Here is a 23,646-nt window from a genome sequence, read left to right on the forward strand (position 1 = left end):
CAACGACCGGATCGGCGACCTGGCGATGGCGGCCTGGCCCGGCTGACCCCGCCACCCCTTCGATCCTGGACGCCGGAGGTGGTCCGGGTGGGGTGTGCCGATGCGGCCGCTCGCGTCTCGCTCGGCTCGAAGGCCGTGCTGGGTCAGCGGTAGCGGTTGAGAGCGTCGCGGTGCTGCTGGAGTGCGGGTGACATCGCGACGCGGGGCTCTTGCATGAGGTTGCGGGCCATGGGGCCGGCCGCCTTCTCGCCCTTGCCGAACGCCTCGGCGATGTGTTCGGCGTGGGCGGGTTTGAGGCTTTCGCCGAACGGCGCCTCGTAGGGGTCGGTGACCGCTTCGACCAGGCACGGCCCCGGCTCGGCCATGGCCTGCTGGAACACGTCCGCGGCGTCGGCAGGATCCAGGAGGCGGACGGCGTTCAGCCCGCACGCTCGGGCGACCGAGGCGAAGTCGACGGGGTGCAGTTCGCACCCGTGCTGGGGGTTGCCGAGCAGCGCGGTCTGCTCCCACACCTCCAGGGCCAGGGAGTCGTTGCGCAGCACCACGACCTTGACGGGCAGGTCGTACTGGGCGAGCGTGGCCAGTTCGCCCAGGCCCATGGACAGCGAGCCGTCGCCGGTGAAGGCGATGACCGGCCGGTCGGGATGGGCGATCTGCGCGCCGATCGCGTAGGGCAGCGCGGCCCCCATGGTGCACAGGGTGCCGGAGAAGGAGTAGCTCATCCCCCGGCGCAGCATCAGCCGGCCGCCCCAGGCGGTGACGGTTCCGGCGTCGCCGGTGATGATCGCGTCATCGGGCAGGGCCTTGGACAGTTCCCAGGTGACCACCTGCGGGCGCATCGGGGTGCCGGACGAGGCGGCCTGCTCGCCGACCAGCCGCCACCAGTCGCGGTAGGTCCGCTGCGCCCGTTCCAGGAAGGACCGGTCGGCCTTGTGCTCCAGGTGCGGGAGGAGCGCGTCCAGTACCCCTTCGGCATGACCGACGAGGCCGACTTCGACCGGGTAGCGCATGCCGATGCGGTCGGCGTTCAGGTCGATCTGCACCCCGCGCGCCTGCCCGGGCTCGGGCCAGAAGTCGTAGTACGGGGTGGACGAGCCGACGATCAGGAACCCGTCGCAGTCCTCGAACGCCTCGTGGGAGGCGCGCGTGCCGATCAGCCCCATGCCGCCGGTGGTGTAGGGGCTGTCGTCGGGCACGCAGTCCTTGCCGAGACCGGCCTTGACGATCGGCGCGCCCAGCGCCTCGGCGACCCGCTCCAGCGTCTCGCCGGCGCCGCGCGCGCCCGCACCGGCGCAGATCGCCACCTTCCGGCAGGCGTTGAGCACCGCGGCGGCCCGGCGGATCTGCTCTAGCGGCGGCACCACCGTGAACGGCTGGGCGGCCAGGGACGCGTGCCCGGGCACGTTCTTGTCGGAGACCGTGTCCTGCTCCATCGTCCAGGACTGGACGTCGATCGGGATCGCCAGATGGGAGGGCGTGCGGTTCATCAGCGCCGACCGCACCGCCAGGTCGGTCGCGGTGATCGCGTGGGCCGGGCCCATGACCCGTTCGGAGAACGGGCACGCCCCCTCCAGCAGCCGGTCGGACGGCAGATCCTGCAGGAAGTGGGAGCCGATCGTGTCGTGGTAGGACAGACCGGTGACGGCGATGACCGGCGACCGTCGACCCGTGCGTCGTACAGCCCGTTGAGCAGGTGCACCGCGCCGGGACCGGCGGTGGCCACGCACGCGGCCGCCCGCTCCCCGACAATGCCCGGGGTCCGCCGCCGGCGCGCCCGCCGTCCACGACCACCATCGGGCGACTCCGGCCGCCACCGTGAAGTCCCAGCCGGCGGCGGAGAACTCGGCTGAGCCGATCAGATGTGGTGGCGGAGAAGGAGATCGGCGGGGTAGGGGTCGAGGTAGGTCTGCTGAGCCAGGTAGGCGAGGTGCTCGCCTTCGGCGTGGTGGCGCAGCAGGGCGATCGGGACGCTGAGGGGCGCCTCGCCGCGCTGGTAGGACTCGATCGCGGCCAGGATGTCGCGGCGCCGCGTCGGGTCGAGGTGCGCGCTCAGCGGGCTGAAGACGTGGAGGAGCGCGTTGGCGTGGCGGCCGCGTTTGGGACGGACGGCGAAGGCCTCGCTGAAGGCGCGGCGGTACTCGGCCTCCAGTTCCTGGCGCGGCCGGGCGCCCGCCTGGGCGACGATGCGTCCGGTGTCCCGGTAGGCGGCCGGGTCGTGGGAGAGGATCTGCAGCTTGTGGCGGCTGTGGAAGGCGACCAGGTCGCGGGGGCTCCAGTCGCCGGCGAAGAGTTCGCGGAGCCGCGCGTGGGCGAAGACCCGCTCGACGAAGTGCTCGCGGAGGACGGGGTCGCGGAGCCGGCCGTCCTCCTCGGCGGGCAGGTGCGGGAGCGCGTCGGTGACGAGGGCGGCGAACACGCCGCGGCCCCGGCGGTCGACCGGCTGCCCGTCGGTGCGTTCGCCCGGCCGCCCGGACGCGTAGCGCGGCAGGCTCAGCAGCCCGCAGCTCGGCGAGCGTGACTTGAACACGTACCCGTCGACGCCGGCGAGGTCGGGAAGCCGGTCGTCCGCGAGTCCGGTCATGGCGTCGGTGTGGTCGCAGGTCCGGTCCTTGGTGACGATCCGCCCGTCGCTGAGCAGGCGCAGGGTGGGGCGGGGCGCCCCGAGGCCGATCTCGATCTCCGGGCAGACGGGCACCCAGTCGACGTGGGCGGCGAGGGCCCCGGTGAGGAACCGGTCGCGGCTGTGGCCGCCGTTGTAGCGGACGGGCGCGCCCAGCAGGCAACTGGACACCGCCAGCCGGGGCCGCGGACGGTCCCCCGGCGCCGGACCGGGCGGCGGCTTGAGAGAGGGCACAGGAGGGTCCTCAACCGCCGAAGCCCGCGAGTGGCGCGCGCCTTGACCTGCGGAAGCGCTGTTCCAGGGTCATGCGGACGCGATGCCCGCGAGCACCGTCGCAAAACTCGCCGGGGACGGCACGCGCGCTCCAGGACCAGGTGCTCGACCACCGCTCCGGGCGGTCGCGCTTGCGCAGGTCAGGAGGGGGTAGGCCGCGTCCAAGCGGCTTGAGGGCGCGGGCCTGGGCCTCAGTCTTCTTCGCCATGGGCGTCGCCTTGCGCATGGAGGTAACGCAGGTCATGAACCACCGGGGCTTGTGCCTGGTGACGGGCGCCAGCGGCTATATCGGGGGACGGCTGGTCCCCGAGCTGCTGGACGCCGGCTACAGCGTGCGGTGCATGACCCGTTCGGCGCAGCGGCTGCGCGACCACCCGTGGGCCGGGCGGGTGGAGGTCGCGCAGGCCGACGCCGCCGACCCGGAGGCCGTCCGGCGCGCGCTGGACGGTGTCGACGTCGCGTACTACCTGGTCCATGCCATCGGCGGCGCGGGCGGTTTCGCCGGCAAGGACCGGAAGGCGGCGCACTCCTTCGCTCGGGCGGCACGGGACGCGCAGGTGGGACGCCTGGTCTATCTCGGCGGCATGGACCCGGAGGAGGAGCTGTCGCCGCATCTGCGGTCCCGCGCCGAGGTCGGCCGGATCATGCTCGGCAGCGGCGTCCCGGCGGTGTGGCTGCGCGCGGCGGTGATCATCGGCTCGGGGTCGGCGTCGTTCGAGATGCTGCGCCACCTCACCGAGCGGCTGCCGGTGATGGTCACGCCGCGGTGGGTGCACACCCGGATCCAGCCGATCGCGATCCGGGACGTCCTGCACTATCTGGTGGCGTCGGCCGACCTGCCCGCCGAGGTGAGCCGCGGCTTCGACATCGGCGGGCCGGACGTGCTGACCTACGCGGAGATGATGCACCGGTACGCCGCCGTGGCCGGGCTGCGCCGGCGGCTCATCGTCCCGGTCCCGGTGCTGAGCCCGGGGTTGTCGAGCCTGTGGGTGGGCGCCATCACGCCGGTTCCCGGCGGCCTCGCGCGTCCGCTGGTGGAGTCGCTGCGCAACGAGGTCGTGTGCGGCGAGGACGACATCGGCCGGTACGTCCCGCCTCCGCCGGACGGTCCGACCGGTTTCGACCGCTCGGTCGCGCTCGCGCTGCGCCGGGTCCAGCGGGCCGATGTCGCCACGCGCTGGTCATCGGCGAGCGTCCCGGGGGCGCCGAGCGATCCGTTGCCGACGGATCCGGACTGGGCCGGCGGCAGTCTCTACACCGATGACCGGTCGTGCCGGGCGGACGCCCCGCCGGAGCGGCTGTGGGAGGTCGTCGAGGCGATCGGCGGGGAACGCGGCTGGTACTCCTTCCCGGCCGCCTGGCGGGCCAGGGGCGTCATCGACCGGCTGGTGGGCGGGGTCGGGCTGCGGCGAGGACGCCGGGATCCGCGCCGGCTGCGCATCGGCGAGACAGTGGACTTCTGGCGTGTCGAAGAGATCGAGCCGGGCCGCCTGCTGCGGCTGCGCGCCGAGATGCGGCTCCCCGGCCCGGCCTGGCTGGAGCTGAGGGTGTCGGAGGAGGACGGTCGCGGCCTGCTGGCGCAGCGGGCGCTGTTCCACCCGCGGGGGCTGGCCGGCCACGCGTACTGGTGGGCGTTCCGGCCGTTCCACGACCGCATCTTCGGAACGATGTGCCGCGGCATCGCCCGCGCGGCCGAGCGGCCCCCGCCATGAGCGGCCGGCGGTCATGAGGCCGGGCTGGTGGCGAGCACGCAGGCGGCGGGCGGGTCGAGGTCGAGGGTCTCGACCTGGATGTCGGTGAAGCCGGCCTGGGTGAGCATGTCCTGGAGTTCTCGGGCGGCTCGGGCGGTGGTGTCGCTGGTGGCGCCGGGGCAGCGGGGCTGGCTGACGAGCGCGATGCGCCCCGCCGGACGCAGCAGGCGGCGCAGTTCGCGGAGCCGCTCCACCGGATCGGGCCAGAACCCCGCGGAGTTGACGGCCAGGACGGCGTCGAGTGGATCGCCGAAGCCCGGCAGCCGCTCCACGGACGCCTGCGCGAGGTGCACGCGGCCGGCGCGGACGGCGGCGGCGTTGCGGCGGGCGGCGTGCCGGACCATGGCCCGCGAGTGGTCGATGCCGAACACCTCGCCCCGGGTGGCGCGGCCGGCGAACGCGGCGATGGCGATGCCGGGGCCGAAGCCGATCTCGAGTACCCGGTCGGTGGGCCGCACGTCCAGCAGCGACACCGCCCACAGGTTGCGCCGCCGGTTGGAGGGGCGCAGGGCGAACATCCAGCCGTTCGCCCATCCGACCAGGCCCCGGGGCCGGCGGGCCTGGCCCACCAGATATCCGATCGCGCGCTGCTTGAGAGAGGTACCTGCGGTCTGCATGATCGCCAGTCAACGACTTCAAGTACGCTTGAAGTCAAATGAGCGAGCAGCTGACGATCGGGGAGCTGGCGGAACGCACCGGCATCGCCGCGTCCGCGCTGCGCTACTGGGAGGAACTCGGCCTGCTGCCGGCACCGGCCCGGGTCTCAGGCCGGCGGCGGTATCCGCCGACGGCGGTCGGCCTCGTCGCTGTGGTCGTGGCGCTGCAGAACGTCGGCTTCACGCTGCGGGAGGTCAAGGCGTTCCTCGCGTCCCGCCCGCCGCCTGGCGACGCCCGGCGGGAGATGTACCGGCGCAAGCTCACCGAACTGGATCAACGCATCGCCCAGGCCCAGGCCGCGCGCACCGCCATCGCCCACGGCCTGGCCTGCCCGCACGAGGACATCTCCGAGTGCCCCAACTTCACCACCGGCGCCGCGGCGCTCCTGGCGGGGTCCTCTCTCCAAGAGGCCCACGACGCGGCTCACGACGCGGCTGACGACGAGGCCCATCCGCACTGACCTCGCCGTCGAGATAAGCGGCCTCGCTTCTCGTCCTCGCGATCACGCGGGGCCCGATCTGGGGGCCATCCCGGTGAAGACGGCCCGGAGGACGTGGTCGATATAGGCGTCCGTCAGAGGTTCCCCGGTGATCAGCAGGCGGAAGAACAGCGGGCCCGACAGGATCTCCATGGCGAGGTCCAGGTCGACGTCGTGGTCGATCTGCCCCTGCTCTTTCGCGGCCCGGAGGCGGGCCACCGTGTCGGCGGTCTGGGGCTGGATGAACCGCCGGTTGAGCGCGTCGGCGACCTCGGGGTCGTGCTGGGCCTCGCCGATGAGGTCCCGGAACAGCGGGCCCCACGGGGGCCGGCCGAGGAGGTCGGCGGCCCTGGTCATCACATCGCGCAGGTCGGCGACGATGTCGCCGGTGTCGGCATGGTCCAGGCCCGCGGTGTTGAGGCTGAGCACCGCGTCCAGGAACAGCAGGCCCCGGGAGGGCCAGCGCCGGTAGATGGTGTGCTTGCTGACGCCGGCCCGGGCCGCGACGGCCTCGATGCTGAGCTTGGCGTAGCCGGACTCGCCGGCCAGGTCGAGCGCGGTCCGCATGATCGCCTCGGTCCGGCCGGCGGCGCGGGCGGCGCGCTGATCGGTCATGCCGCCACCCTACCGCACTGACTGCACGGCACGTGCCGTGTTGACCCGAGCACCCCTTCCCGATCCGCACCGACACGGGTGTGGTCCGCGGTCCCACCGTTCTCAGTGGTCTTCGGGCCGGGTGTCGAGGCGCTGTCCGCGCAGCAGGAACCAGGCCGCGACGGCGGCGGCCAGCAGGACCGCCGCTCCGGCGCCGGAGGCGATGGCCAGTCCGTCGACGAAGGACTGGCGGGCGGCGTCCAAGAGCTGCGAAGCGGCCTCCGGGGGCAGCTGCTCGGCGGCGTCGACGGCACCGCCCAGCGACTCGCGGGCGGCGGGCGGAGTCCCCGGCGGCCCGGCGAAGTCCCGGTAGACGCCGGTCACCACGGACCCGAGCAGCGCGATGCCGAGGGCGGCGCCGAGTTCGTAGGCCGTCTCGGACACCGCGGACGCGGCACCCGCCTCCTCTTTGGGGGCGCTGGAGAGGATCACGTCGGCGGTGACGGTGAACGAGAACCCGGCACCGAGGCCGACGACCAGCAACGCGCCGCCGAGCAGGGGGTAGCCGGTGGACTCGCCGATGGCGGTGAGCGCGGCGAGCGCCAGGCCGATGGCGGCCAGCCCGCCCGACACCACGGCGCGGACGGACAGCCGCCGGGCCGCGCGCCCGGCGACCAGCCCCGCCGCCACCGCGCCGACGGCGGCGGGCAGCTCGGCCAGGCCGGCCTCGAACGGGGGCCTGCCCTGCACCAGCTGCAGGTACTGGGAGAGGAAGAAGACCAGTCCGGACAGTCCGAGGACGGTCATCAGGTCGGCCACGACCGCGCCGCTGAAGCCGCGGCTGCGGAAGAGCCGCAGGTCCAGCAGCGGGACCGGCAGCGCCCGCTGGCGGCGGACGAATCCGTACAGGGCGGCGGCGCCGAGCAGGCCCGCCGCGAGCGGGCCCCCTCCGAAGCCGTGCGCGGCGGCCTCCTTGACCGCGTACACGGCACCGCCCATGCCGACCAGCGACAGCACGACGCTGACCGGGTCCCACGGGCCGGCGCCGGGGTTGCGCGACTCCGGCAGCAGCCTCGCGCCGACCAGGACCAGGACGGCCATCACCGGCAGGTTGATCAGGAAGACCGACCCCCACCAGAAGTGCTCCAGCAGCAGGCCGCCCACGATCGGGCCGACCGCCATGCCGGCGGAGGCGGCCGCCCCCCAGATGCCGATGGCGAGGCTGCGCTCGCGCGGGTCGTGGAAGAGGTTGCGGATCAGGGCGAGGGTGGCGGGCATCAGGGTGGCGCCGGCGACGCCGAGCAGCGCGCGAGCCGCGATCATCAGTTCGGGGGTCGCCGCGTAGGCGTTGAGCACCGATATCGCGCCGAAGGCCGTGGCGCCGATCAGCAGGATGCGCTTGCGGCCGATGCGGTCGCCGAGGCTGCCCATGGACACCAGCAGGCCGGCGATCACGAAGGAGTAGACGTCGCCGATCCACAGCAGCTGGGTGCCGGAGGGCCGCAGGTCCTCACTGAGGTAGGGGGTCGCCAGGCCGAGGACGGTCACGTCGACGGCCACCAGCAGCACGGCCAGGACGAGAACGGCGAGCGCCGCCCAGCGACCGGGGCGCTTCACCGCCTCGGACGCGCCGGGCGGCCGCAGCGTCCCGGTCACGGTCGCTCCTTCCGGGCGGCGCCGCCGAGCAGCAGTTCGACGATCATGTAGGTGATGTCGTTGCGGGCCACGCGGCCCTCGGTCACCGCCCAGGCGCCGGAGGCCAGCAGGCCGTAGAGCGCCTCGGTGAGCCAGGCCGGGCTCAGGTCGAGCCGGAACTCGCCGTCCTCCTGGCCGCGCCGGAACAGCGCGGTCAGCCGGGCGTCGACGCGGGCCCAGCCCTGGTTCATCTCCTCGCCCTCGAAGAGCTGGTTCTCGGTGTAGAGGAAGGCGAGCAGGCCGGCGGAGGGCTCGATCTCGCGGACCAGGCGGCGCACGGCGCCGGCCGCCGGCCCCTCGTCCAGGCGCGCCGCCGCCAGGGCCGCCTCGCACTCGGCGATGCCGTGCGCCTCCAGGGAGCGGATGAGCGCGTCCCGCCCCGGGAAGTGGCGGTTCAGCGTCGCCCGGCTGATCCCGGCGGCCCGCGCGACCTCGTCCATGGTCGCGGTGGCCTTCCGGGTCAGCAGGGCCGCAGCGGTGCGCAGCACGTGGTCGCGATCGACAGCCATGAGACGAACATATGCCATATGAGACACTGATGTCTCATATGGCGCGTCGAAAGCTCAACGAGGTCGCGATGGCTTGCGGGAAGACCTCCCGTAGCGCGGGACGGGGGCAACGCGGATCCGGCGACCGTTCACGGCCGGTCACGTCGCCCCCGCGCCGTCAGGCTCCCGCGGTCCGCTTGGGCAGCTTCCAGCCGGGGCGGGGGAAGTGGCACGTGTAGCCGTTCGGGTACTTCTGCAGGTAGTCCTGGTGCTCGGGCTCGGCTTCCCAGAAGTCGCCGGCCGCCGTCACCTCGGTGACGACCTTGCCCGGCCACAGGCCGGAGGCGTCGACGTCGGCGATGGTGTCCTCGGCGACCTTCCGCTGCTCGTCGGAGGTGTAGAAGATCGCGGAGCGGTAGCTCGTGCCGATGTCGTTGCCCTGCCGGTCCACGGTCGTGGGGTCGTGGATCTGGAAGAAGAACTCCAGCAGCGCCCGGAAGTCGGTCTGGTCGGGGTCGTAGAGGACCTCGATGGTCTCGGCGTGCGTCCCGTGGTCGCGGTAGGTGGCGTTGGGCACGTCTCCCCCGCTGTAGCCGACCCGCGTGGAGACCACCCCGGGCTCCCGGCGGAACAGCTCTTCCATCCCCCAGAAACAGCCGCCCGCGAGCAGTGCCCTCTCGGTTGCCATGTTCTCCGTCCCCCCTCGTGTCCTTCGTCGGTGAGTACAGCAGGCCCCGCATCGGCCTTATTCCATGGTGCCGCCGAGCAGCCCCCGAGGGGAGGCTCCGCGTGCCGGCGACCGATCGGCCCTCAGGATTCTGTCTTCTTCCTCCTTGCGGCAAGGTGGCGAGGGTGCCTCGGGGGCGCCTCCGCGACCGTCCTGTGCGACGACTACGTAGTGGACGCCAATACGCGAACACGCCGTACGTCGCCTGCCCCACGCGCTGCTTCGCGCTAACTTGATCAACCCTTGGCGGAAGGCTCTTTTGCCGGGTTCGGGACGAGGGAACCGTGATCGGTACACGGTCGGTGACGTCACCATTCCTCAGAGGCTTGATGAACTATAAGATCAGCGTCCTGTTCCGGGCGATACCGGTGCTCATGGGTGCCGTCTCGGCGGGGCTGGGCGGATACGTGCTCGCGCACGCGTCCGATCCGAGCGCGCGCGTCGCGGGCCTGGTGCTCATCTCGCTGGCGGCCATCTGCCTCTGCCTGTTCGCCACCGCCGCCACGATCATCAGGCAGCTCATCGGCCGGTACACCGCGCTGGACCGGCTGCTCTACCCGGTGTTCGGGTTCGCGGTCACCTGCGCCCCGACGGGTTACGGGCTGTACCTGCGCACCGGCCCCGAGACGTCGCCGCCCGACTTCGTCGCCGGGCATGTGATCTTCGGTGTCGGCATGGTCTGCGCGTGCGTCTCCTGCGTCGCCACGGTCTCCACCCGGTTCCTCCTGATCAGCGAGAACTCGGCACTGCCCGAGGGGTCACCGCCCCGCTCGCCGGCGCCGTTCGGCCCGCTCCCCGTACGGATCCTGACGACGCTCCCGGTGCTCGCGGCCCTCGCCACCTGGGCGTGGGCCTTCGTCCTGCTGGCGGGCGGGGGCGGCGGAGCCCCGGCCGGACGGTTCACCGCCGGACACGTGATGAGCGGTCTGGCGCTCGTCTGCTCCTGCCTCATCGGGCTGGTGGCCAGCATCCTGCGGCAGATCCAGAACACCTACACCCGGCGCGAGCGCACTCTGTGGCCGGGGGCGGCCGCCGCGCTGGGCGCCATCGGCATCGCGTGGGCTCTGATCGTCATCGCCGTGCACACCCGGTCCACCCAGTTGGCCGCCGCCTACGTGCTGATCGGCCTGGGGCTCATCTGCTGGAGCATCCTCAGCAAGGTGCTGCTGCTCGCGCTCGTCTGGCGGCGCGATGCCCCCTTGGCGAACCGGGTCCCCCTGATCCCGGTCGGTACGGCCCTGCTCTGCCTGTTCCTCTCGGCGTTCCTCTTCGAGTCCGCCGACCCCGCGGTGATCGTCTCGGCCCGCGTCCTGGTCGGTCTCGGCTGCATCTGCTTCTCGCTGTTCTCCATCGTCTCCATCCTGGAGAGCGGAACCAGCGGCGCGGCAGAGGACGACTGAGACGGGCCGGCGAGAGGCGGTTCCGAGAAGGCTCCGTCATATTCTTGCAGTTTCGAACTAAAACGCTCACGCGGACCGCGCTCGCCCGGATGAACGGGGAGGCGCAGCTCTGCACGTGCGGACGGTGGCGCGTCGTCCCGATCTCCACGCCGCGGCCGGGGACGGTGGCACGGGCGCTCCCGGCGGGTTCCCCGGAGGGCGGCGGGCGGCCCCGGGGTAGGGGATCTGCGCGCCCACCGCCCGGCCTGGAGGCGGATCGGTCGGCGGTCAGCAGGTGTACGAGAGGAGCGGCTCGACCATGGTCGAGGTGCTTTCGCGAACCGGGGTGGTGCCGCCATTGAGCCACCTTCGATCAGGTCCTGTCAATATCGCTCATATAACGACATCGTGACTGCCAAGGGGGCGCCATGAATCCGGTCCAGCACCGAACGGTGTGAGGGAAACTGATCCGGTCAGGCGTCGTCGCGGACGGCGGCGACCCAGACGTCGACGCCCGCGTTCTCGAACTCTGCCAGGTCCGCCTTCGGCGCCCGGGCGTCGGTCACCAGGAACGCGATCTCGTCGGCGGGGACCGTCTGGAACATCGTGTCCACCCCGACCTTCGTGTGGTCGACCAGCGCGACCACCTCCTGGGCGGCGTGCGCCAGGGCGCGGTCGACGCCCGCGACCAGCATGTTCGGCGTGGACAGGCCGCGCTCGGCGGTGAGCCCGTTGCCCGAGATGAACGCCCGGCGGACCCGCAGGCTGGCGAGGGTCTGCTCGGCGGCGCCGCCGACGAGCGCGTGGATGGACCCGCGCAGCGAGCCGCCCGTCATCACGACCTCGACACCGCGCGCCTCGGCGAGCACCTGGGCGACGAGCAGCGAGTTGGTGACGACGGTGAGCGAGTCGAAGCCGAGGAGCTCGCGGGCGAGTTCCCGGGTGGTCGTGCCCGCGCCGACCACGATCGCGTCGCCCTCCTCGACGAGGTCGGCGGCCAGCCGCGCGATCGCCGCCTTCTCCACCGCGGCGACCTGGGCCTTCTGCCGGTAGGTCGGCTCCCGGGACAGCCCGTCCGGCGCGACCGCGCCGCCGTGCCGGCGGTCGAGCAGTCCTTCGGCCTCCAGCGCGCGGATGTCGCGGCGCACGGTCGCCTCGGACGCCTCCAGGGTGGCCGCCAGGTCGCGCATGGAGACCGCGCCGTTCGCACGGACCATCTCCAGCAGCCGCTGGCGCCGCTCTGCGGCGAACCCCGGACGACGTGGCATGGAGGGCCTTCCCGGAGCGATCCGACAGTGACGCTGGCACGTCGATGATGCCAGACCCGCCCGGGCGCCGACCCTGGGTGGATTGATCGTAAACTGAGGGTCATGTCCGGCGACCGCCCCTCGTGCACCTGCGTGATCTGCCGTGACTACGGCGACCGGGACCGCCTGGACAACTTCCAGCTGCGCACGATCGTCCACATCACCCAGTACGGGTGGAGCGTCGTCCTCGTGCAGCCCGACGCCGACGGGCCGGGCTGGGCGTACACGATCGGCCTGTGGCACAGCCACGGCGCGCCCGAGCTGGCGATGTTCGGCGGCGACGTGTACGAGACCGAGGAGGTCCTCAACGCGCTCGGCCGGCGGACCGCCGAGGGCGACGTCCCGGCGGACGGCGAGCGCCGCGACGGCGTCGTCCGGGGGCAGCAGGCGGCGTTCCGGGACGTCGACCCGCGCTGGTACGACGGCCTGTTCCGCGGTGCGGTGGCGTTCTACCGGCAGCCGCCGCTGCCGGTCCTGCAGGTCGTCTGGCCCAACCGGCACGGCCTGTTCCCCTGGCAGCCCGGCACCGACCTGCCGTTCCGGCACGCCCAGCCGTGGCTGTGGCTCGACCCGAAGCAGCACCCGGCCGGCATCTGGACACGGCGCCTCTGACACCGGGCGGGGGCCGCCCGGCGGCGTACGATCGGCGGGTGTACGGGCCGATCGCCGAGAGCATCCGGACCCCGCGCCTCCTGCTGGAGCCGCTGGCGGTCCACCACGCGGACGAGATGGCGCCCGTGCTGGACGATCCCCGCCTGCACCGCCACATCGGCGGCGAGCCCCTCACCCTGGAGGAGTTGCGCGCCCGCTACGCGCACCTGGTCGCGGGCCCCGCGCCGTTCCACCAGGAGTGGTGGCTGAACTGGATCGTCCGCCGCGTCCGGGACGGGCAGGCCGTCGGCTACGTCCAGGCGACGGTCAAGCCGGCCGCGCCGGGGTTCGCCGTGGGCCCCGCCTCCGCCGGGTCGACGGTCTCGCCGGGCCCGCCCCGGCACCTGGCGTCCGTCGCCTGGGTCATCGGCATGCCCTACCAGGGGTTCGGCTTCGCGACCGAGGCCGCCCGCGCCCTGCTGGACTGGCTCCGCGCCCACGGGGCCGGCGAGATCGTCGCGACCGTCCACCCGGACAACCGCGCCTCCGCCGCCGTCGCGTCCAAGATCGGCATGGTGACGACCGGCGAGACCCGCGACGACGAACTCGTCTGGCGCCTCCCTCCCGGGTGACGCCTCCCGCCAAGGTGACAGTGTGATCGGGTCGTCGAGCGAAGCTCGTCCATTGGATGGTGGTGGGTGGGGGCTGGAGGGGGAACGTCGAGCGAAGCTCGTCCATTGGATGGTGGTGGGTGGGGGCTGGAGGACGGTGGGTAGGCGACAATCGACGGATCAGGATTCACCGGCCGGAAGGGGACGGTATGCGGGAGGTCTGGCCCGGGGACCCCTATCCGCTCGGCGCCACCTGGGACGGGACGGGCACCAATTTCGCCCTGTTCTCCGAGGTGGCGCGGCGTGTCGAGCTGTGCCTGTTCGACGCCGACGGCACCGAGACCCGGCGGGAGCTGCCGGAGGTCGACGGGTTCGTGTGGCACGGCTACCTGCCGGGGGTCGGGCCCGGCCAGCGGTACGGGTACCGGGTGCACGGGCCGTTCAGCCCGCGGGACGGGCACCGCTGCAACCCGTCCAAGCTGCTGCTCGACCCGTACGGCAAGGCCGTGGAGGGCGGCGTCCGCTGGCACGAGTCGCTGTTCTCCTACCGGTTCGCCGACCCCGACGCGCTGAACGAGGACGACAGCGCGCCCTATATGCCGAAGAACGTCGTGATCAACCCGTTCTTCGACTGGGCGGACGACCGGCCGCCACGCGTCCCCTACCACGAGAGCGTCATCTACGAGGCGCACGTGAAGGGCCTGACCCGGCTGCATCCGGGCATCCCGGAGGAGCAGCGCGGTACGTACGCGGGCCTCGCGCACCCGGTGATGATCGACCATCTGCTCGACCTCGGCGTGACGGCCGTGGAGCTGATGCCGGTGCACCAGTCGGTGCCCGAGCACTCGCTGGTGGCGCGGGGTCTCGACAACTACTGGGGCTACAACACGATCGGGTTCTTCGCGCCGCACAACTCCTACAGCTCGTCCGGGCAGTCCGGGGAGCAGGTGCTGGAGTTCAAGGCGATGGTCCGCGCGCTGCACGAGGCGGGCATCGAGGTCATCCTGGACGTCGTCTACAACCACACCGCCGAGGGCGACCACCTGGGCCCGACGCTGTCGTTCCGCGGCATCGACAACGCGTCCTACTACCGGCTGCGCGACGACGACAAGCGCTACCACCTCGACTACACCGGCTGCGGCAACTCGCTGAACGTCCGCAACCCGCACGCGCTGCAGCTCATCATGGACTCGCTGCGCTACTGGATCCTGGAGATGCACGTCGACGGGTTCCGGTTCGACCTCGCCTCCGCGCTGGCCCGCGAGCTGCACGACGTCGACCGGCTGGCCGCGTTCTTCGACCTCGTCCAGCAGGACCCGGTCGTCTCGCAGGTGAAGCTGATCGCCGAGCCGTGGGACGTCGGCGAGGGCGGCTACCAGGTCGGCAACTTCCCGCCGCTGTGGACGGAGTGGAACGGCAAGTACCGCGACACCGTCCGCGACTTCTGGCGCGGGTCGTACGCGACCATGCCGGAGTTCGCGTCCCGCCTGACCGGGTCGTCGGACCTGTACGAGCACAGCGCGCGGCGGCCGTTCGCGTCCATCAACTTCGTCACGTGCCACGACGGGTTCACGCTGACCGACCTGGTCTCCTACGACCACAAGCACAACGAGGCCAACGGCGAGGGCAACCGGGACGGAACGGACGACAACCGCTCCTGGAACTGCGGCGCCGAGGGCCCGACCCGCGACCCCGCCGTCCTGGAACTGCGCGCGCGGCAGCGCCGCAACTTCCTGGCGACGCTGTTCCTGTCGCAGGGCGTGCCGATGCTGTCCCACGGCGACGAGCTGGGCCGGACGCAGAAGGGCAACAACAACGCCTACTGCCAGGACAACGAGACCGCGTGGGTGCACTGGGAGGACTCCGACGACATGGAGTTCGTCCGGATCCTGTCGCGGCTGCGGCACGACCACCCGGTGTTCCGGCGGCGCCGGTTCTTCACCGGGCGGGGCAGCGGCGCCGCCGCCGACATCGCCTGGCTCACCCCGGCCGGCGACAGCATGACCGACCAGGACTGGAACGTCGGCTTCGCGAAGTCGCTCGGCGTGTTCCTCAACGGCGACGCCATCACCGAGCCCGACCCGCGCGGCCGCCGCGTCCGCGACGACTCGTTCCTGCTGCTGGTCAACGCCGGGTCGGAGCAGGTCGAGTTCACCCTGCCCGGCGCCGAGTACGGCGAGCGCTGGGAGTTCGCGCTCGACACCGCCGAGCCCGGCACCGTGGGCGAGCGGCCCCGGGTCAAGGCCCGCGACGTCGTCCCCGTCACCGACCGCGCCCTCCTCGTCCTGCGGAGGCTCCCCTAGGCGGAGGCTCCCCTAGGCGCCGGCGGCCTGGAGCGCGGTCAGGAAGACCAGCACGACCGTGGTGACCGCCACCGCGCCGTGGACGGCGACCGCGGCGAACGGGAACGCCTGCTCCGCGCCGCGCGCGTGCCGGCCGCCCCGCCCGACGAGCCAGCGGGTGAACAGCACGAAGCCCTGCAGCACGACGACCAGCAGCACCGCGAACGCGGCCCACGCGTAGCCGGTGTTCCCGGTGGCCAGGTGGGCGATCCATACGGCGAGGCCCGCCACGGCCGCGAGCGGATGCCCCACCACGACCAGGGTCGGGAACCGCGTCACCTTCGTCGAGCGCCCCCCGTTCAGAAACCAGATGACCAGCAGGTAGCCGCCCGCCGCGGCGGCCAGGATCCACGCGCACAGCGCCGCGTACTCCACCCCCCGCTCCCTTCTGTGGAATTCTCGTCCCCGTCCCCCGCGGGCAAGTGTCACCTCCGAACGCTCCCGGCATGACGGATTTCTACGGATTGGTACACAACCGGTCATCCGGCCGGTCGAACGGGCGCGTGCAGTAGCTTGGGTGATCTATGCGCCCACTGTCTCCGGAGCCCGGCGAGGCCGACCTCGCCGAGCGCTACGCGTACCCGCCCGACGGCACCTGGCTGCGGGCCAACATGGTGGCCAGCCTCGACGGGGCGGCGCAGCGCGACGGGCGCAGCGGCGGCCTCGGCAACGCCGCCGACCGGCACCTGTTCCTGCTGCTGCGCGGGCTCGCCGACGTCGTCCTCATCGGTGCCCAGACGGTGCGCGCCGAGGGCTACGGGCCGGTCAGGCCCGGCGAGGGCTGGGGCGGCGTCCGGGAGGGGCGCTCCCCCGTCCCGCCGATCGCGATCGTGTCCCGCAGCCTCGACCTCGACTTCGAGGCCCCCGTCTTCACCGAGGCCGAGGTGCCGACGATGGTGCTGGCCACCGCGTCCGCCGACCCGGCCCGGCTGGCGGCGGCGCGGGAGCACACCGACGTCATCATCGCGGGGCAGGACTCGCTCGACTTCGCCGTCGCCGTCCGGGAGCTCGCCAAGCGCGGCCACCGGCGGCTGCTGTGCGAGGGCGGGCCGTCGGTGCTCGGGCAGCTGGTGGCGGCCGGGCTGCTGGACGAGCTGTGCCTGACGCTGAGCCCGCTGCTGCTCGGCGGGAACCCGACCCGGATCCTGAACGGGCCGCCGGTACCCGTCCCGCCGGAGCTCAAGCTCGCCCACGCCCTCCAGGACGAGGAGTTCCTGTTCCTGCGCTACACCCGCAGCCGGTAGCGGACGAACAGCACGCCCTCGTCGATGTAGAGGGCGGTGGGGTCGAGGGGTACCTCGGTCTCCAGGCCGTCCAAGAGGCGGGTGTGTCGGGGGCTTCCGAGCAGGGTCGGGGCGATGCTGAGGCACAGCTCGTCGACGAGTGACGCCCGGATCAGCGCGGTCGCCAGGGCGGGGCCGCCCTCGCAGAGCAGATGCTCGTAGCCGAGGTCTTCGCGGAGCGTCGTGATGGCGGCGGTGAGGTCGACGCCGTCCTCGCCCTCCGCGACCACCTGGATGCCGTTCGGCACGTTCTTACGGCCGCTTTGCGACGTCACCACGATGGTGGGTGTCTCGGCCTTGGTGAACAGCGGGAGCGTCCAGTCGAGGTCGGCGGAGCGGCTCACCACGACGATGGGCGCGGGCGGTCGTCCGCGGCGCGCGCGCAGGTCCCGGCGTAGGCGGGCGGGGCCGAGGCGTCCGGTGCGGACGGTGCCGGCGCCCACGAGGATCGCGTCGGTCAGCGCTCGCAGGCTCCGCAGGACGCGGAAGTCGGCGTCGCCGCCGAGGCCGTCCGTCCAGCCCTCGGCGTCGGTGGCGGACCCGTCCACGCTCGCGACCATGCCGAGCCGCAGCCCGGGAAGGTCGCCGTAGGCCTCGTACGGGTCGACGCCGGCGGCGGGCTCCGGCAGCAAACGGCGCATGACCTGCACGTTATCGGACACCCCGGGCTGTCGTTCTGTCGGTGCCGTGGCGCAGGATGGGGGGATGGACCTGCCGATCAGCCCGCCGCTGCCGCCGATGCTGGCCAAGGCGGTCAAGACCATGCCCAAGGGCGACCTGCTGTACGAGCCGAAATGGGACGGCTTCCGCTGCATCGTCTTCCGCGACGGCGACGAGGTGGAGCTGTCCAGCCGCGGCGAGAAGCCGCTCACCCGCTACTTCCCCGAGCTGGTCGAGGCGGTGAAGCGCGAGCTGCCCGAACGGTGCGTGGTGGACGGCGAGATCGTGCTGCCGAAGGGGACGCGCCTCGACTTCGACGCGCTCCAGCAGCGCATCCACCCGGCCGCGTCGCGGATCAAGCTGCTGGCGGCGGAGACGCCCGCGTCGTTCGTGGCGTTCGACCTGCTGGCGCTCGGCGGCGAGTCGCTGATGGAGGTGCCGCTCGGCGAGCGCCGCCGACGGCTCACCGAGACGCTCGCGGGGGTGAAGGCGCCGATCCACGTGACACCGGCGTCCGACTCCTACGACCTGGCGCTGCGCTGGTTCGACGAGTTCGAGGGCGCCGGGCTGGACGGCGTCATCGCCAAGCCGCGCGACACCGTGTACGAGCCCGACAAGCGCGTCCTGTTCAAGGTCAAGCACGAGCGGACCGCCGACTGCGTGGTGGCGGGCTTCCGCTGGCACAAGTCGGGGCCGATCGTGGGGTCGCTGCTGCTCGGGCTCTACAACTCCGCGGGCAAGCTCCAGCACGTCGGGGTCGCGGCGTCCTTCACGATGAAGCGGCGCGCCGAGCTGGTCGAGGAGTTGCAGCCCTACCGGCTGGAGGACCTGTCCGACCACCCGTGGGGCGAGTGGGCGCGCCAGAGCGAGGCGACCGCCGACCGGATGCCCGGCGCGGTCTCGCGCTGGACGGGCAAGAAGGACCTCAGCTGGGTGGCGCTGCGTCCCGAGCTGGTGGTGGAGGTCGCCTACGAGGCGATGGAGGGCGACCGGTTCCGGCACACCGCCCGGTTCCGCAACTGGCGTCCCGACCGCACGCCCGAATCGTGCACGTACGAGCAGCTTGAGGTACCGGTCGCCTACGACCTGGCCGACATCCTCTCCGGCCCGGCGACGAGCCCGCGCGTCGACCGCTGAGCGCGCCGCCCCGGGACGCGTCGGGCGCGTCCCGGGGCGGCGGCCGGGTCAGGGCTGGGTCTCGTTGGCGATGGTCTGCTCGATCAGCTCCCGGTCCGGCCGCGCCGTGGCCTTCGCCGACATGAAGGGCCGCAGGTAGGTCTGGTTGACGCCGGGCACGCGGTCCTCGATGACGAACGTCGCCTTGGTGGAGATCTCGGCGCCCGGCGTGCGGACGGTCGGCAGGGTCTTGAAGTCGGCCTTCATCTCCTCCTTGCCGATCGTCGTCATCACGTAGCCGCGCTGGTTGTTGTAGAAGCGCAGGTGCGGGTTGATCTTGAGGAAGGGGTGGTCGGCGGGGTCGGAGTCCGTGCCGTCACCGGTGCTGGTGATGGACGTGCACACCAGCTCCGAGCCGACGGTCTTCGAGCCGGCGTCGTCGTAGTCGGCCTTCAGGTCGCTGGCCCAGTGGGCGTGGACGTCGCCGGTGAGCACGACGGGGTTGCGGACCTTCGCGTCCAGCCAGCCCTTGGTGATGCGGTCGCGGGAGGCGGCGTAGCCGTCCCAGGAGTCCATGGAGGTCTTCTTGACGGGCCCTTCGGTGTTGTCGCGCTGGGCGAAGAACACCTGCTGCCCTAGGACGTCCCAGCGCGCGCGGGAGCGGCGGAAGCCGTCCAGCAGCCACGCCTCCTGCCGGCCGCCCGTGATGGAGCGCTTCGGGTCGGTGGCCTCGGGGCAGTCCTTGTAGCCGTCGCCGCAGCCCTGGTCGTCGCGGAACTGGCGGGTGTCGAGCATGTGGAAGGTGGCGAGCCGGCCCCACTGGACGCGCCGGTAGATCTGGATGTCCGGCCCCCTCGGGACGGACGTCCGGCGCAGCGGCATGTTCTCGTAGTACGCCTTGAACGCGGCGGCGCGGCGGGCGCGGAACGCCTCGTGGGACGGGGTGTCGGAGTTCGCCTCGGGGATGTCGTCGGCCCAGTTGTTCTCGACCTCGTGGTCGTCGAACACGACGAGCCACGGCGCCGCCTCGTGCGCGGCCTGCAGGTCGCGGTCGGACTTGTACTGGGCGTGCCGCAGCCGGTAGTTCGCGAGGGTGACCGTCTCGGGGCCCTCGTGGTCGCGGACGTTGCCGCCCGGGATGTTGTAGACGCCCTTCTTGTACTCGTACTGGTAGTCGCCCAGGTGCAGGACGATGTCGGGGTGCTCCTCGGCGAGCCGCCGGTAGGCGGTGAAGTAGCCGTGCTCGAACTGGCTGCAGGAGACGAACGCCATCGCCAGCGCGGGCCCGTAGGTGGCGGGATGCGGGGTGGTGCGGGTCCGGCCCGCCGGGGAGACGTGCGCGCCGGTGCGGAACCGGTACCAGTAGTCGCGTCCGGGGCGCAGGCCGTTCAGCTCGACGTGCACGGAGTGCGCGGCCTCGGGGCGGGCGGCGGCGGTGCCGCGCCGCACGACGCGGCGGAAGCGCTCGTCGGCCGCGACCTCCCAGCGGACGGGGACGGTGCGCGACGGCATGCCGCCGAGGCCGTCCTCGGCGAGGGGGTTCAGGGCGAGCCGGGTCCACAGGACGAACCCGTCGGCGTCGGGGTCGCCGGACGCGACGCCGAGGGTGAACGGGTCGCCGGGCAGGGTGCGCGGGCGCGGGGCGGCGGCGTGCGCGGTGCCCGGGACGAGCGGTCCGGCGGCGGCGGTGGCGGTGGCGAGCCCGCCGGCGACCAGGAAGGTTCTCCGGTTCAGCGGGTGCGCGGAGTCGGCCATGGAGGAGCGACCTTTCGGAGGGTTCCGGCAGTGATCGCCGGAAAGCCTCACGAAGATCGGTGACCGCGGGGTACCGCGCGGGTGACGCCTGCCCCAACAAAGACGATCTTTTGCCCGGAACCAGAAGATCATCCGATGGGACGGCCAAGGATGCTAGGCTAGCGGCTTACGACTTGCGCATAGAAAACCTCATCCTATGAATAGGAGTGTAGTCGAGGCATGGGACTTCGTCAAGCGGACGCTGTCAACCCCGACCGCGAAAATCAAGACCGCGAGAACGCGCCGCTGCGCACCGAGCAGGCGCGGGTGTCCCGGGTCTACGCGCGCCTCGACGCCGAGCGGGCGAAGGCGGAGGCCGCGCTGCGCGACGGGCCGGCGGCGGGCGGCGGCGCCGCGTTCCAGGCGCGGGTCGAGAGCGCGGTCGCGACCGACGAGGCGGCCCGCCGCCTCACCCGGCTGAGCGCGGTCGAGAACGCCCTGTGCTTCGGCCGCATCGACCACCGGGGCGACGCCGACGGCCCCGGCGACACGTTCTACATCGGGCGCATCGGGCTCCGCGACGCCGACCACGAGCCCATCCTGATCGACTGGCGCGCCGCCGCGGCACGGCCGTTCTACACCGCCACGCCGGGCGCCCCCGGCACCCTCGCGCGCCGCCGCCACCTGCACCTGCGGCAGCGGGAGGTCGTCCGGCTGGACGACGAGGTCTTCGACCTGGAGGGGCTGACCGAGCCGGAGCGGCGCGCCGTCGTCGGCGAGGCCGCGCTGCTCGCCACCCTGCGCCGCGGCCGGACGGGCCGGATGAGCGACGTGGTCGCGACCATCCAGGAGGAGCAGGACCAGGTCATCCGCTCCGGCCTGCAGGGCGTGCTCGTCGTCCAGGGCGGCCCCGGCACCGGCAAGACGGTCGCCGCCCTGCACCGCGCCGCGTACCTGCTCTACACGCACCGGGACGTCCTCGAACGGCGGGGAGTGCTCGTCGTCGGCCCGAACGCCACGTTCCTGCGCTACATCGAGCAGGTCCTGCCCGGCCTGGGCGAGACCGACGTCGCCCTGGCCACGGTCGGCGAGCTCTACCCCGGCGTCAAGGCGACGGCCAGGGACACTCCCGAAGTCGCCGTCATCAAGGGCGACCACCGCATGGCCGACTTCGTCCGGGCGGCCGTCCAGGACCGGCAGCGCGTGCCCGCCGGCGGCCTCCGCCTCGACATCGACGACTTCACCGTCGTCGTGGACGCCGAGAAGTGCGAGCAGATCCGCGACCGGGCCCGCGCGCTGCGCCACCCGCACAACATCCAGCGGCGGCGCTTCGTCCACGACATGCTGGAGGCGCTCGCCGTCAACCGGGCCGAGCAGTACGACCGCCTCATGGACGAGCCCCTGGAGGAGATGGCGAAGGCCGGCGGCATGCCCGGCTGGCTCCAGGAACTCATCGACGAGGCCGAAGACGAACCTCTCCTGGACGAGACGGACCTCCGCCTCGCCAAGGAGGAACTCTGGCAGAACCCGGTCGTCAAGAGGGCCCTGCACGAACTCTGGCCCGAACTGACCCCGCAGCGGCTCCTGAGCGACCTCTACGCCGACCCCGGCGCCCTCGCCCGCGTGGGCGCCCAGGCCGGCATGGACTGCGCGCCTCTGCACCGCCCGGCCGGCTCCCCCTGGACCGTCTCCGACGTCCCCCTCCTCGACGAGGCCGCCGAGTACCTGGGCAAGGACGACTCCGCCGAGCGGGCCCGGGAGCGCGCGGCGGCCGCGGCGCGGGCCGAGGAGGAGCGCTACGCCCGCGAGGTCATCGAGTCCGTCGGCACCTCGAACCTGCTCTCGGCCCGCGACGTGCTCTCCGCGAGCGAGCTGGCCGACCGCCACCACGACGGCGGCCCGCCGCTCACCACCGCGCAGCGCGCCCTCGCCGACCGCCAGTGGGCCTACGGCCACGTGATCGTCGACGAGGCGCAGGAGCTCTCCGAGATGGCCTGGCGCACCGTGATGCGCCGCGTCCCGACCCGCTCCCTCACCGTCGTCGGCGACATCGCCCAGACCGGCAGCGCCGCCGGCGCCGCCACCTGGGGCCAGATGCTCGACCGCTACGTCCCGGGCCGCTGGCGGGAGCAGCGCCTCCTCGTCAACTACCGGACCCCGGCCGCGATCATGCGGGTGGCGGCCGGCGTCCTGGCCGCCGTCGACCCGGGCCAGACGCCGCCCGAGCCGGTCCGCGACGACGGCCCGCCGCCCGCCGCGCTCGCCCTCCCGGTCGCGGAGCTGCCCTCCCTCGTCGCCGCGGAGCTGGCCCTCGTCACCGACGACGCGTCCGCCGAGGGCCGCCTCGCCGTCATCGCCTCAGGCGCCCGCCACGCCGCCGTCCTGGAGGCCCTCCCGGACGCCGCCGTCGGCGCCACCCCGGAGGCCCTCGACTCCCCGGTCGTCGTCCTCACCGCCGAGGAGGCCAAGGGCCTGGAGTTCGACTCCGTCGTCGTCGTCGACCCGGCCGGCATCGTCACCGAGTCCCCCAAGGGCGGCCAGGACCTCTACGTCGCCCTGACCAGGGCCACCCGCCGCCTGACGATCGTCCACGCCAACGACCTGCCGCCGCTCCTAGCCTCCCTGGAGTAGGGCCCGGAGGGTCTGGGCGAGCTCGGTCTTGATGATCTCGCCGGCGGCCGCGGGGTCGCCGGTGCGGACGGCGTCGACCAGGGCCGCGTGGGCGGCGCGGCCGTGGGCGGTGTCGGAGGCGCGGACGTCGAGCAGGGCCACGAGATCGAGGAGGCCGTCGCGCAGGACGGGGACGAACCCGGCGAACAGGTCGGCGAGGACCGGGTTGTGCGCGGCGGCCACGACGGCGGTGTGCAGGGCGATGTCGGCGTCGATGAACGCCTCGGTGGAGGGGCCGGCGAAGGCCGCGTCGCGGGCGGCGAGGGCCGCGTCGAGGGCCGCGAGGTCGGCGCCGGTGCGGCGCTCGGCGGCCAGTTCGGCGGCGCGGACCTCCAGCATCATGCGGATCTCGTAGACGTCGGCGACGGAGGCGCGGCGCAGCCGGGCGGGCCAGTCCTCGTCCGGCTCGGCCGCGATGACGAACACGCCGGCGCCCTGCCGGGCCTGGACGAGGCCGGCGCCGGCGAGGGCGCGCAGGGCCTCGCGGACGGTGGAGCGGCCGACGCCGAGCTCCCTGGCGAGCGTCGTCTCGCCCGGCAGCTTCGTCCCGACCGGCCAGGAGCCGTCCGCGATCTGGTCGCGGAGGCGCTGGGCGGCCTGCTCGACGAGCGGGCTGGGCCGGAGCGGGCCGAGCGGCATGGGGTTCCTCCTGGTGGGCGGGCGATCAGGA

The 23,646-nt window shown here is 72.9% G+C and carries 21 protein-coding genes; 9 read left to right on the forward strand and 12 right to left on the reverse strand.

From position 1 onward, the window contains the following. Nucleotides 1–143 precede the first annotated feature (143 nt). Nucleotides 144–1,727, reverse strand: a complete 1,584-nt coding sequence (locus HUT06_RS28860) for a thiamine pyrophosphate-dependent enzyme (RefSeq protein ID WP_217711503.1) — start codon at nt 1,725–1,727, stop codon at nt 144–146. A gap of 128 nt (nt 1,728–1,855) precedes the next feature. Continuing rightward, nucleotides 1,856–2,854: a DUF523 and DUF1722 domain-containing protein gene (locus HUT06_RS28865; protein ID WP_254715440.1), complete on the reverse strand. Its 999-nt coding sequence runs from the start codon at nt 2,852–2,854 to the stop codon at nt 1,856–1,858. Nucleotides 2,855–3,099: 245 nt separating this feature from the next. On the opposite strand from HUT06_RS28865, the gene HUT06_RS28870 reads away from it, so the two are divergent. Then, on the forward strand, nt 3,100–4,605 hold the full coding sequence (locus HUT06_RS28870) for an SDR family oxidoreductase (RefSeq protein WP_254715441.1): 1,506 nt from the start codon (nt 3,100–3,102) through the stop codon (nt 4,603–4,605). Between the two features lie 11 nt (nt 4,606–4,616). Here the strand turns inward: HUT06_RS28870 and HUT06_RS28875 are convergent, their stop codons facing one another. Then, nucleotides 4,617–5,261 (reverse strand): class I SAM-dependent methyltransferase, encoded by a 645-nt coding sequence (locus HUT06_RS28875; RefSeq protein WP_176198584.1) that lies wholly within the window; start codon nt 5,259–5,261, stop codon nt 4,617–4,619. Between the two features lie 38 nt (nt 5,262–5,299). Here HUT06_RS28875 and HUT06_RS28880 point away from each other — a divergent pair, with 38 nt between their 5' ends. After that, the gene (locus HUT06_RS28880; RefSeq protein ID WP_176198585.1) at nt 5,300–5,761 is read left to right on the forward strand and encodes a MerR family transcriptional regulator; all 462 of its coding nucleotides are present in this window, start codon (nt 5,300–5,302) and stop codon (nt 5,759–5,761) included. 42 nt (nt 5,762–5,803) lie between these two features. Here the strand turns inward: HUT06_RS28880 and HUT06_RS28885 are convergent, their stop codons facing one another. The 4 genes from HUT06_RS28885 to msrA all read right to left on the reverse strand — a co-directional run bounded on the left by HUT06_RS28885 (nt 5,804) and on the right by msrA (nt 9,244). Next, entirely contained in the window at nt 5,804–6,394 is a 591-nt protein-coding gene (locus tag HUT06_RS28885; RefSeq protein WP_176198586.1) for a TetR/AcrR family transcriptional regulator, read from the reverse strand. A gap of 102 nt (nt 6,395–6,496) precedes the next feature. After that, entirely contained in the window at nt 6,497–8,029 is a 1,533-nt protein-coding gene (locus HUT06_RS28890) for an MFS transporter (RefSeq protein WP_176198587.1), read from the reverse strand. Further along, entirely contained in the window at nt 8,026–8,577 is a 552-nt protein-coding gene (locus tag HUT06_RS28895; protein WP_176198588.1) for a TetR/AcrR family transcriptional regulator, read from the reverse strand. The genes HUT06_RS28890 and HUT06_RS28895 overlap by 4 nt, the downstream gene beginning before the upstream one ends. Before the next feature lie 157 nt (nt 8,578–8,734). Beyond that, nucleotides 8,735–9,244 carry a peptide-methionine (S)-S-oxide reductase MsrA gene (msrA, locus tag HUT06_RS28900; RefSeq protein ID WP_176198589.1) on the reverse strand — a complete coding sequence of 170 codons (510 nt, stop codon included), beginning with the start codon at nt 9,242–9,244 and terminating at the stop codon, nt 8,735–8,737. A gap of 368 nt (nt 9,245–9,612) precedes the next feature. On the opposite strand from msrA, the gene HUT06_RS28905 reads away from it, so the two are divergent. After that, nucleotides 9,613–10,683 (forward strand): DUF2776 family protein, encoded by a 1,071-nt coding sequence (locus tag HUT06_RS28905; RefSeq protein WP_176198590.1) that lies wholly within the window; start codon nt 9,613–9,615, stop codon nt 10,681–10,683. 452 nt (nt 10,684–11,135) lie between these two features. Here the strand turns inward: HUT06_RS28905 and HUT06_RS28910 are convergent, their stop codons facing one another. After that, a complete protein-coding gene (locus HUT06_RS28910; protein WP_176198591.1) occupies nt 11,136–11,930 on the reverse strand; it encodes a DeoR/GlpR family DNA-binding transcription regulator in 795 nt (264 codons plus the stop codon). A 102-nt stretch (nt 11,931–12,032) separates the two neighbouring features. Here HUT06_RS28910 and HUT06_RS28915 point away from each other — a divergent pair, with 102 nt between their 5' ends. The 3 genes from HUT06_RS28915 to glgX all read left to right on the forward strand — a co-directional run bounded on the left by HUT06_RS28915 (nt 12,033) and on the right by glgX (nt 15,474). Continuing rightward, nucleotides 12,033–12,581 (forward strand): DUF4262 domain-containing protein, encoded by a 549-nt coding sequence (locus HUT06_RS28915; protein ID WP_176198592.1) that lies wholly within the window; start codon nt 12,033–12,035, stop codon nt 12,579–12,581. Between the two features lie 38 nt (nt 12,582–12,619). After that, nucleotides 12,620–13,192, forward strand: coding sequence for a GNAT family N-acetyltransferase (locus HUT06_RS28920; RefSeq protein WP_176198593.1), 573 nt, complete (start codon nt 12,620–12,622; stop codon nt 13,190–13,192). 188 nt (nt 13,193–13,380) lie between these two features. After that, nucleotides 13,381–15,474 (forward strand): glycogen debranching protein GlgX, encoded by a 2,094-nt coding sequence (gene glgX / locus HUT06_RS28925; protein WP_176198594.1) that lies wholly within the window; start codon nt 13,381–13,383, stop codon nt 15,472–15,474. 12 nt (nt 15,475–15,486) lie between these two features. Here glgX and HUT06_RS28930 read toward each other — a convergent pair whose 3' ends face one another. Beyond that, nucleotides 15,487–15,888: a hypothetical protein gene (locus HUT06_RS28930; protein ID WP_176198595.1), complete on the reverse strand. Its 402-nt coding sequence runs from the start codon at nt 15,886–15,888 to the stop codon at nt 15,487–15,489. A 149-nt stretch (nt 15,889–16,037) separates the two neighbouring features. On the opposite strand from HUT06_RS28930, the gene HUT06_RS28935 reads away from it, so the two are divergent. Further along, nucleotides 16,038–16,757, forward strand: a complete 720-nt coding sequence (locus HUT06_RS28935; RefSeq protein ID WP_176198596.1) for a pyrimidine reductase family protein — start codon at nt 16,038–16,040, stop codon at nt 16,755–16,757. Here the strand turns inward: HUT06_RS28935 and HUT06_RS28940 are convergent. After that, nucleotides 16,739–17,437, reverse strand: a complete 699-nt coding sequence (locus HUT06_RS28940) for a dihydrofolate reductase family protein (RefSeq protein WP_176198597.1) — start codon at nt 17,435–17,437, stop codon at nt 16,739–16,741. The genes HUT06_RS28935 and HUT06_RS28940 overlap by 19 nt on opposite strands. A gap of 64 nt (nt 17,438–17,501) precedes the next feature. Here HUT06_RS28940 and HUT06_RS28945 point away from each other — a divergent pair, with 64 nt between their 5' ends. Next, complete coding sequence (locus HUT06_RS28945) at nt 17,502–18,593, forward strand: ATP-dependent DNA ligase (RefSeq protein WP_176198598.1); 1,092 nt, start codon at nt 17,502–17,504, stop codon at nt 18,591–18,593. A 48-nt stretch (nt 18,594–18,641) separates the two neighbouring features. On the opposite strand, the gene HUT06_RS28950 is transcribed toward HUT06_RS28945, so the two are convergent. Next, nucleotides 18,642–20,327, reverse strand: coding sequence for an alkaline phosphatase (locus tag HUT06_RS28950; RefSeq protein ID WP_176198599.1), 1,686 nt, complete (start codon nt 20,325–20,327; stop codon nt 18,642–18,644). Between the two features lie 219 nt (nt 20,328–20,546). Between HUT06_RS28950 and HUT06_RS28955 the strand changes: the two genes are divergently transcribed. Next, nucleotides 20,547–22,937 (forward strand): ATP-binding domain-containing protein, encoded by a 2,391-nt coding sequence (locus HUT06_RS28955; RefSeq protein ID WP_176198600.1) that lies wholly within the window; start codon nt 20,547–20,549, stop codon nt 22,935–22,937. Here the strand turns inward: HUT06_RS28955 and HUT06_RS28960 are convergent. Further along, nucleotides 22,920–23,615: a FadR/GntR family transcriptional regulator gene (locus HUT06_RS28960; RefSeq protein WP_176198601.1), complete on the reverse strand. Its 696-nt coding sequence runs from the start codon at nt 23,613–23,615 to the stop codon at nt 22,920–22,922. The two genes, HUT06_RS28955 and HUT06_RS28960, sit on opposite strands and share 18 nt — an antisense overlap. Nucleotides 23,616–23,646 lie beyond the last annotated feature (31 nt).

The organism is Actinomadura sp. NAK00032, from assembly GCF_013364275.1.
Classification (GTDB): domain Bacteria; phylum Actinomycetota; class Actinomycetes; order Streptosporangiales; family Streptosporangiaceae; genus Spirillospora.

What these genes read in the sequence shown, in the direction of transcription:
- HUT06_RS28905 (WP_176198590.1), top strand. Translation starts at nt 9,613, where the DNA reads ATGAACTATAAGATCAGCGTCCTGTTCCGGGCGATACCGGTGCTCATG.
- HUT06_RS28940 (WP_176198597.1), bottom strand. Translation starts at nt 17,437, where the DNA reads ATGCGCCGTTTGCTGCCGGAGCCCGCCGCCGGCGTCGACCCGTACGAG.
- HUT06_RS28875 (WP_176198584.1), bottom strand. Translation starts at nt 5,261, where the DNA reads ATGCAGACCGCAGGTACCTCTCTCAAGCAGCGCGCGATCGGATATCTG.
- HUT06_RS28910 (WP_176198591.1), bottom strand. Translation starts at nt 11,930, where the DNA reads ATGCCACGTCGTCCGGGGTTCGCCGCAGAGCGGCGCCAGCGGCTGCTG.
- HUT06_RS28880 (WP_176198585.1), top strand. Translation starts at nt 5,300, where the DNA reads ATGAGCGAGCAGCTGACGATCGGGGAGCTGGCGGAACGCACCGGCATC.
- glgX (WP_176198594.1), top strand. Translation starts at nt 13,381, where the DNA reads ATGCGGGAGGTCTGGCCCGGGGACCCCTATCCGCTCGGCGCCACCTGG.
- HUT06_RS28960 (WP_176198601.1), bottom strand. Translation starts at nt 23,615, where the DNA reads ATGCCGCTCGGCCCGCTCCGGCCCAGCCCGCTCGTCGAGCAGGCCGCC.
- HUT06_RS28915 (WP_176198592.1), top strand. Translation starts at nt 12,033, where the DNA reads ATGTCCGGCGACCGCCCCTCGTGCACCTGCGTGATCTGCCGTGACTAC.
- HUT06_RS28945 (WP_176198598.1), top strand. Translation starts at nt 17,502, where the DNA reads ATGGACCTGCCGATCAGCCCGCCGCTGCCGCCGATGCTGGCCAAGGCG.
- HUT06_RS28885 (WP_176198586.1), bottom strand. Translation starts at nt 6,394, where the DNA reads ATGACCGATCAGCGCGCCGCCCGCGCCGCCGGCCGGACCGAGGCGATC.
- msrA (WP_176198589.1), bottom strand. Translation starts at nt 9,244, where the DNA reads ATGGCAACCGAGAGGGCACTGCTCGCGGGCGGCTGTTTCTGGGGGATG.
- HUT06_RS28870 (WP_254715441.1), top strand. Translation starts at nt 3,100, where the DNA reads ATGGGCGTCGCCTTGCGCATGGAGGTAACGCAGGTCATGAACCACCGG.
- HUT06_RS28955 (WP_176198600.1), top strand. Translation starts at nt 20,547, where the DNA reads ATGGGACTTCGTCAAGCGGACGCTGTCAACCCCGACCGCGAAAATCAA.
- HUT06_RS28950 (WP_176198599.1), bottom strand. Translation starts at nt 20,327, where the DNA reads ATGGCCGACTCCGCGCACCCGCTGAACCGGAGAACCTTCCTGGTCGCC.
- HUT06_RS28935 (WP_176198596.1), top strand. Translation starts at nt 16,038, where the DNA reads ATGCGCCCACTGTCTCCGGAGCCCGGCGAGGCCGACCTCGCCGAGCGC.
- HUT06_RS28895 (WP_176198588.1), bottom strand. Translation starts at nt 8,577, where the DNA reads ATGGCTGTCGATCGCGACCACGTGCTGCGCACCGCTGCGGCCCTGCTG.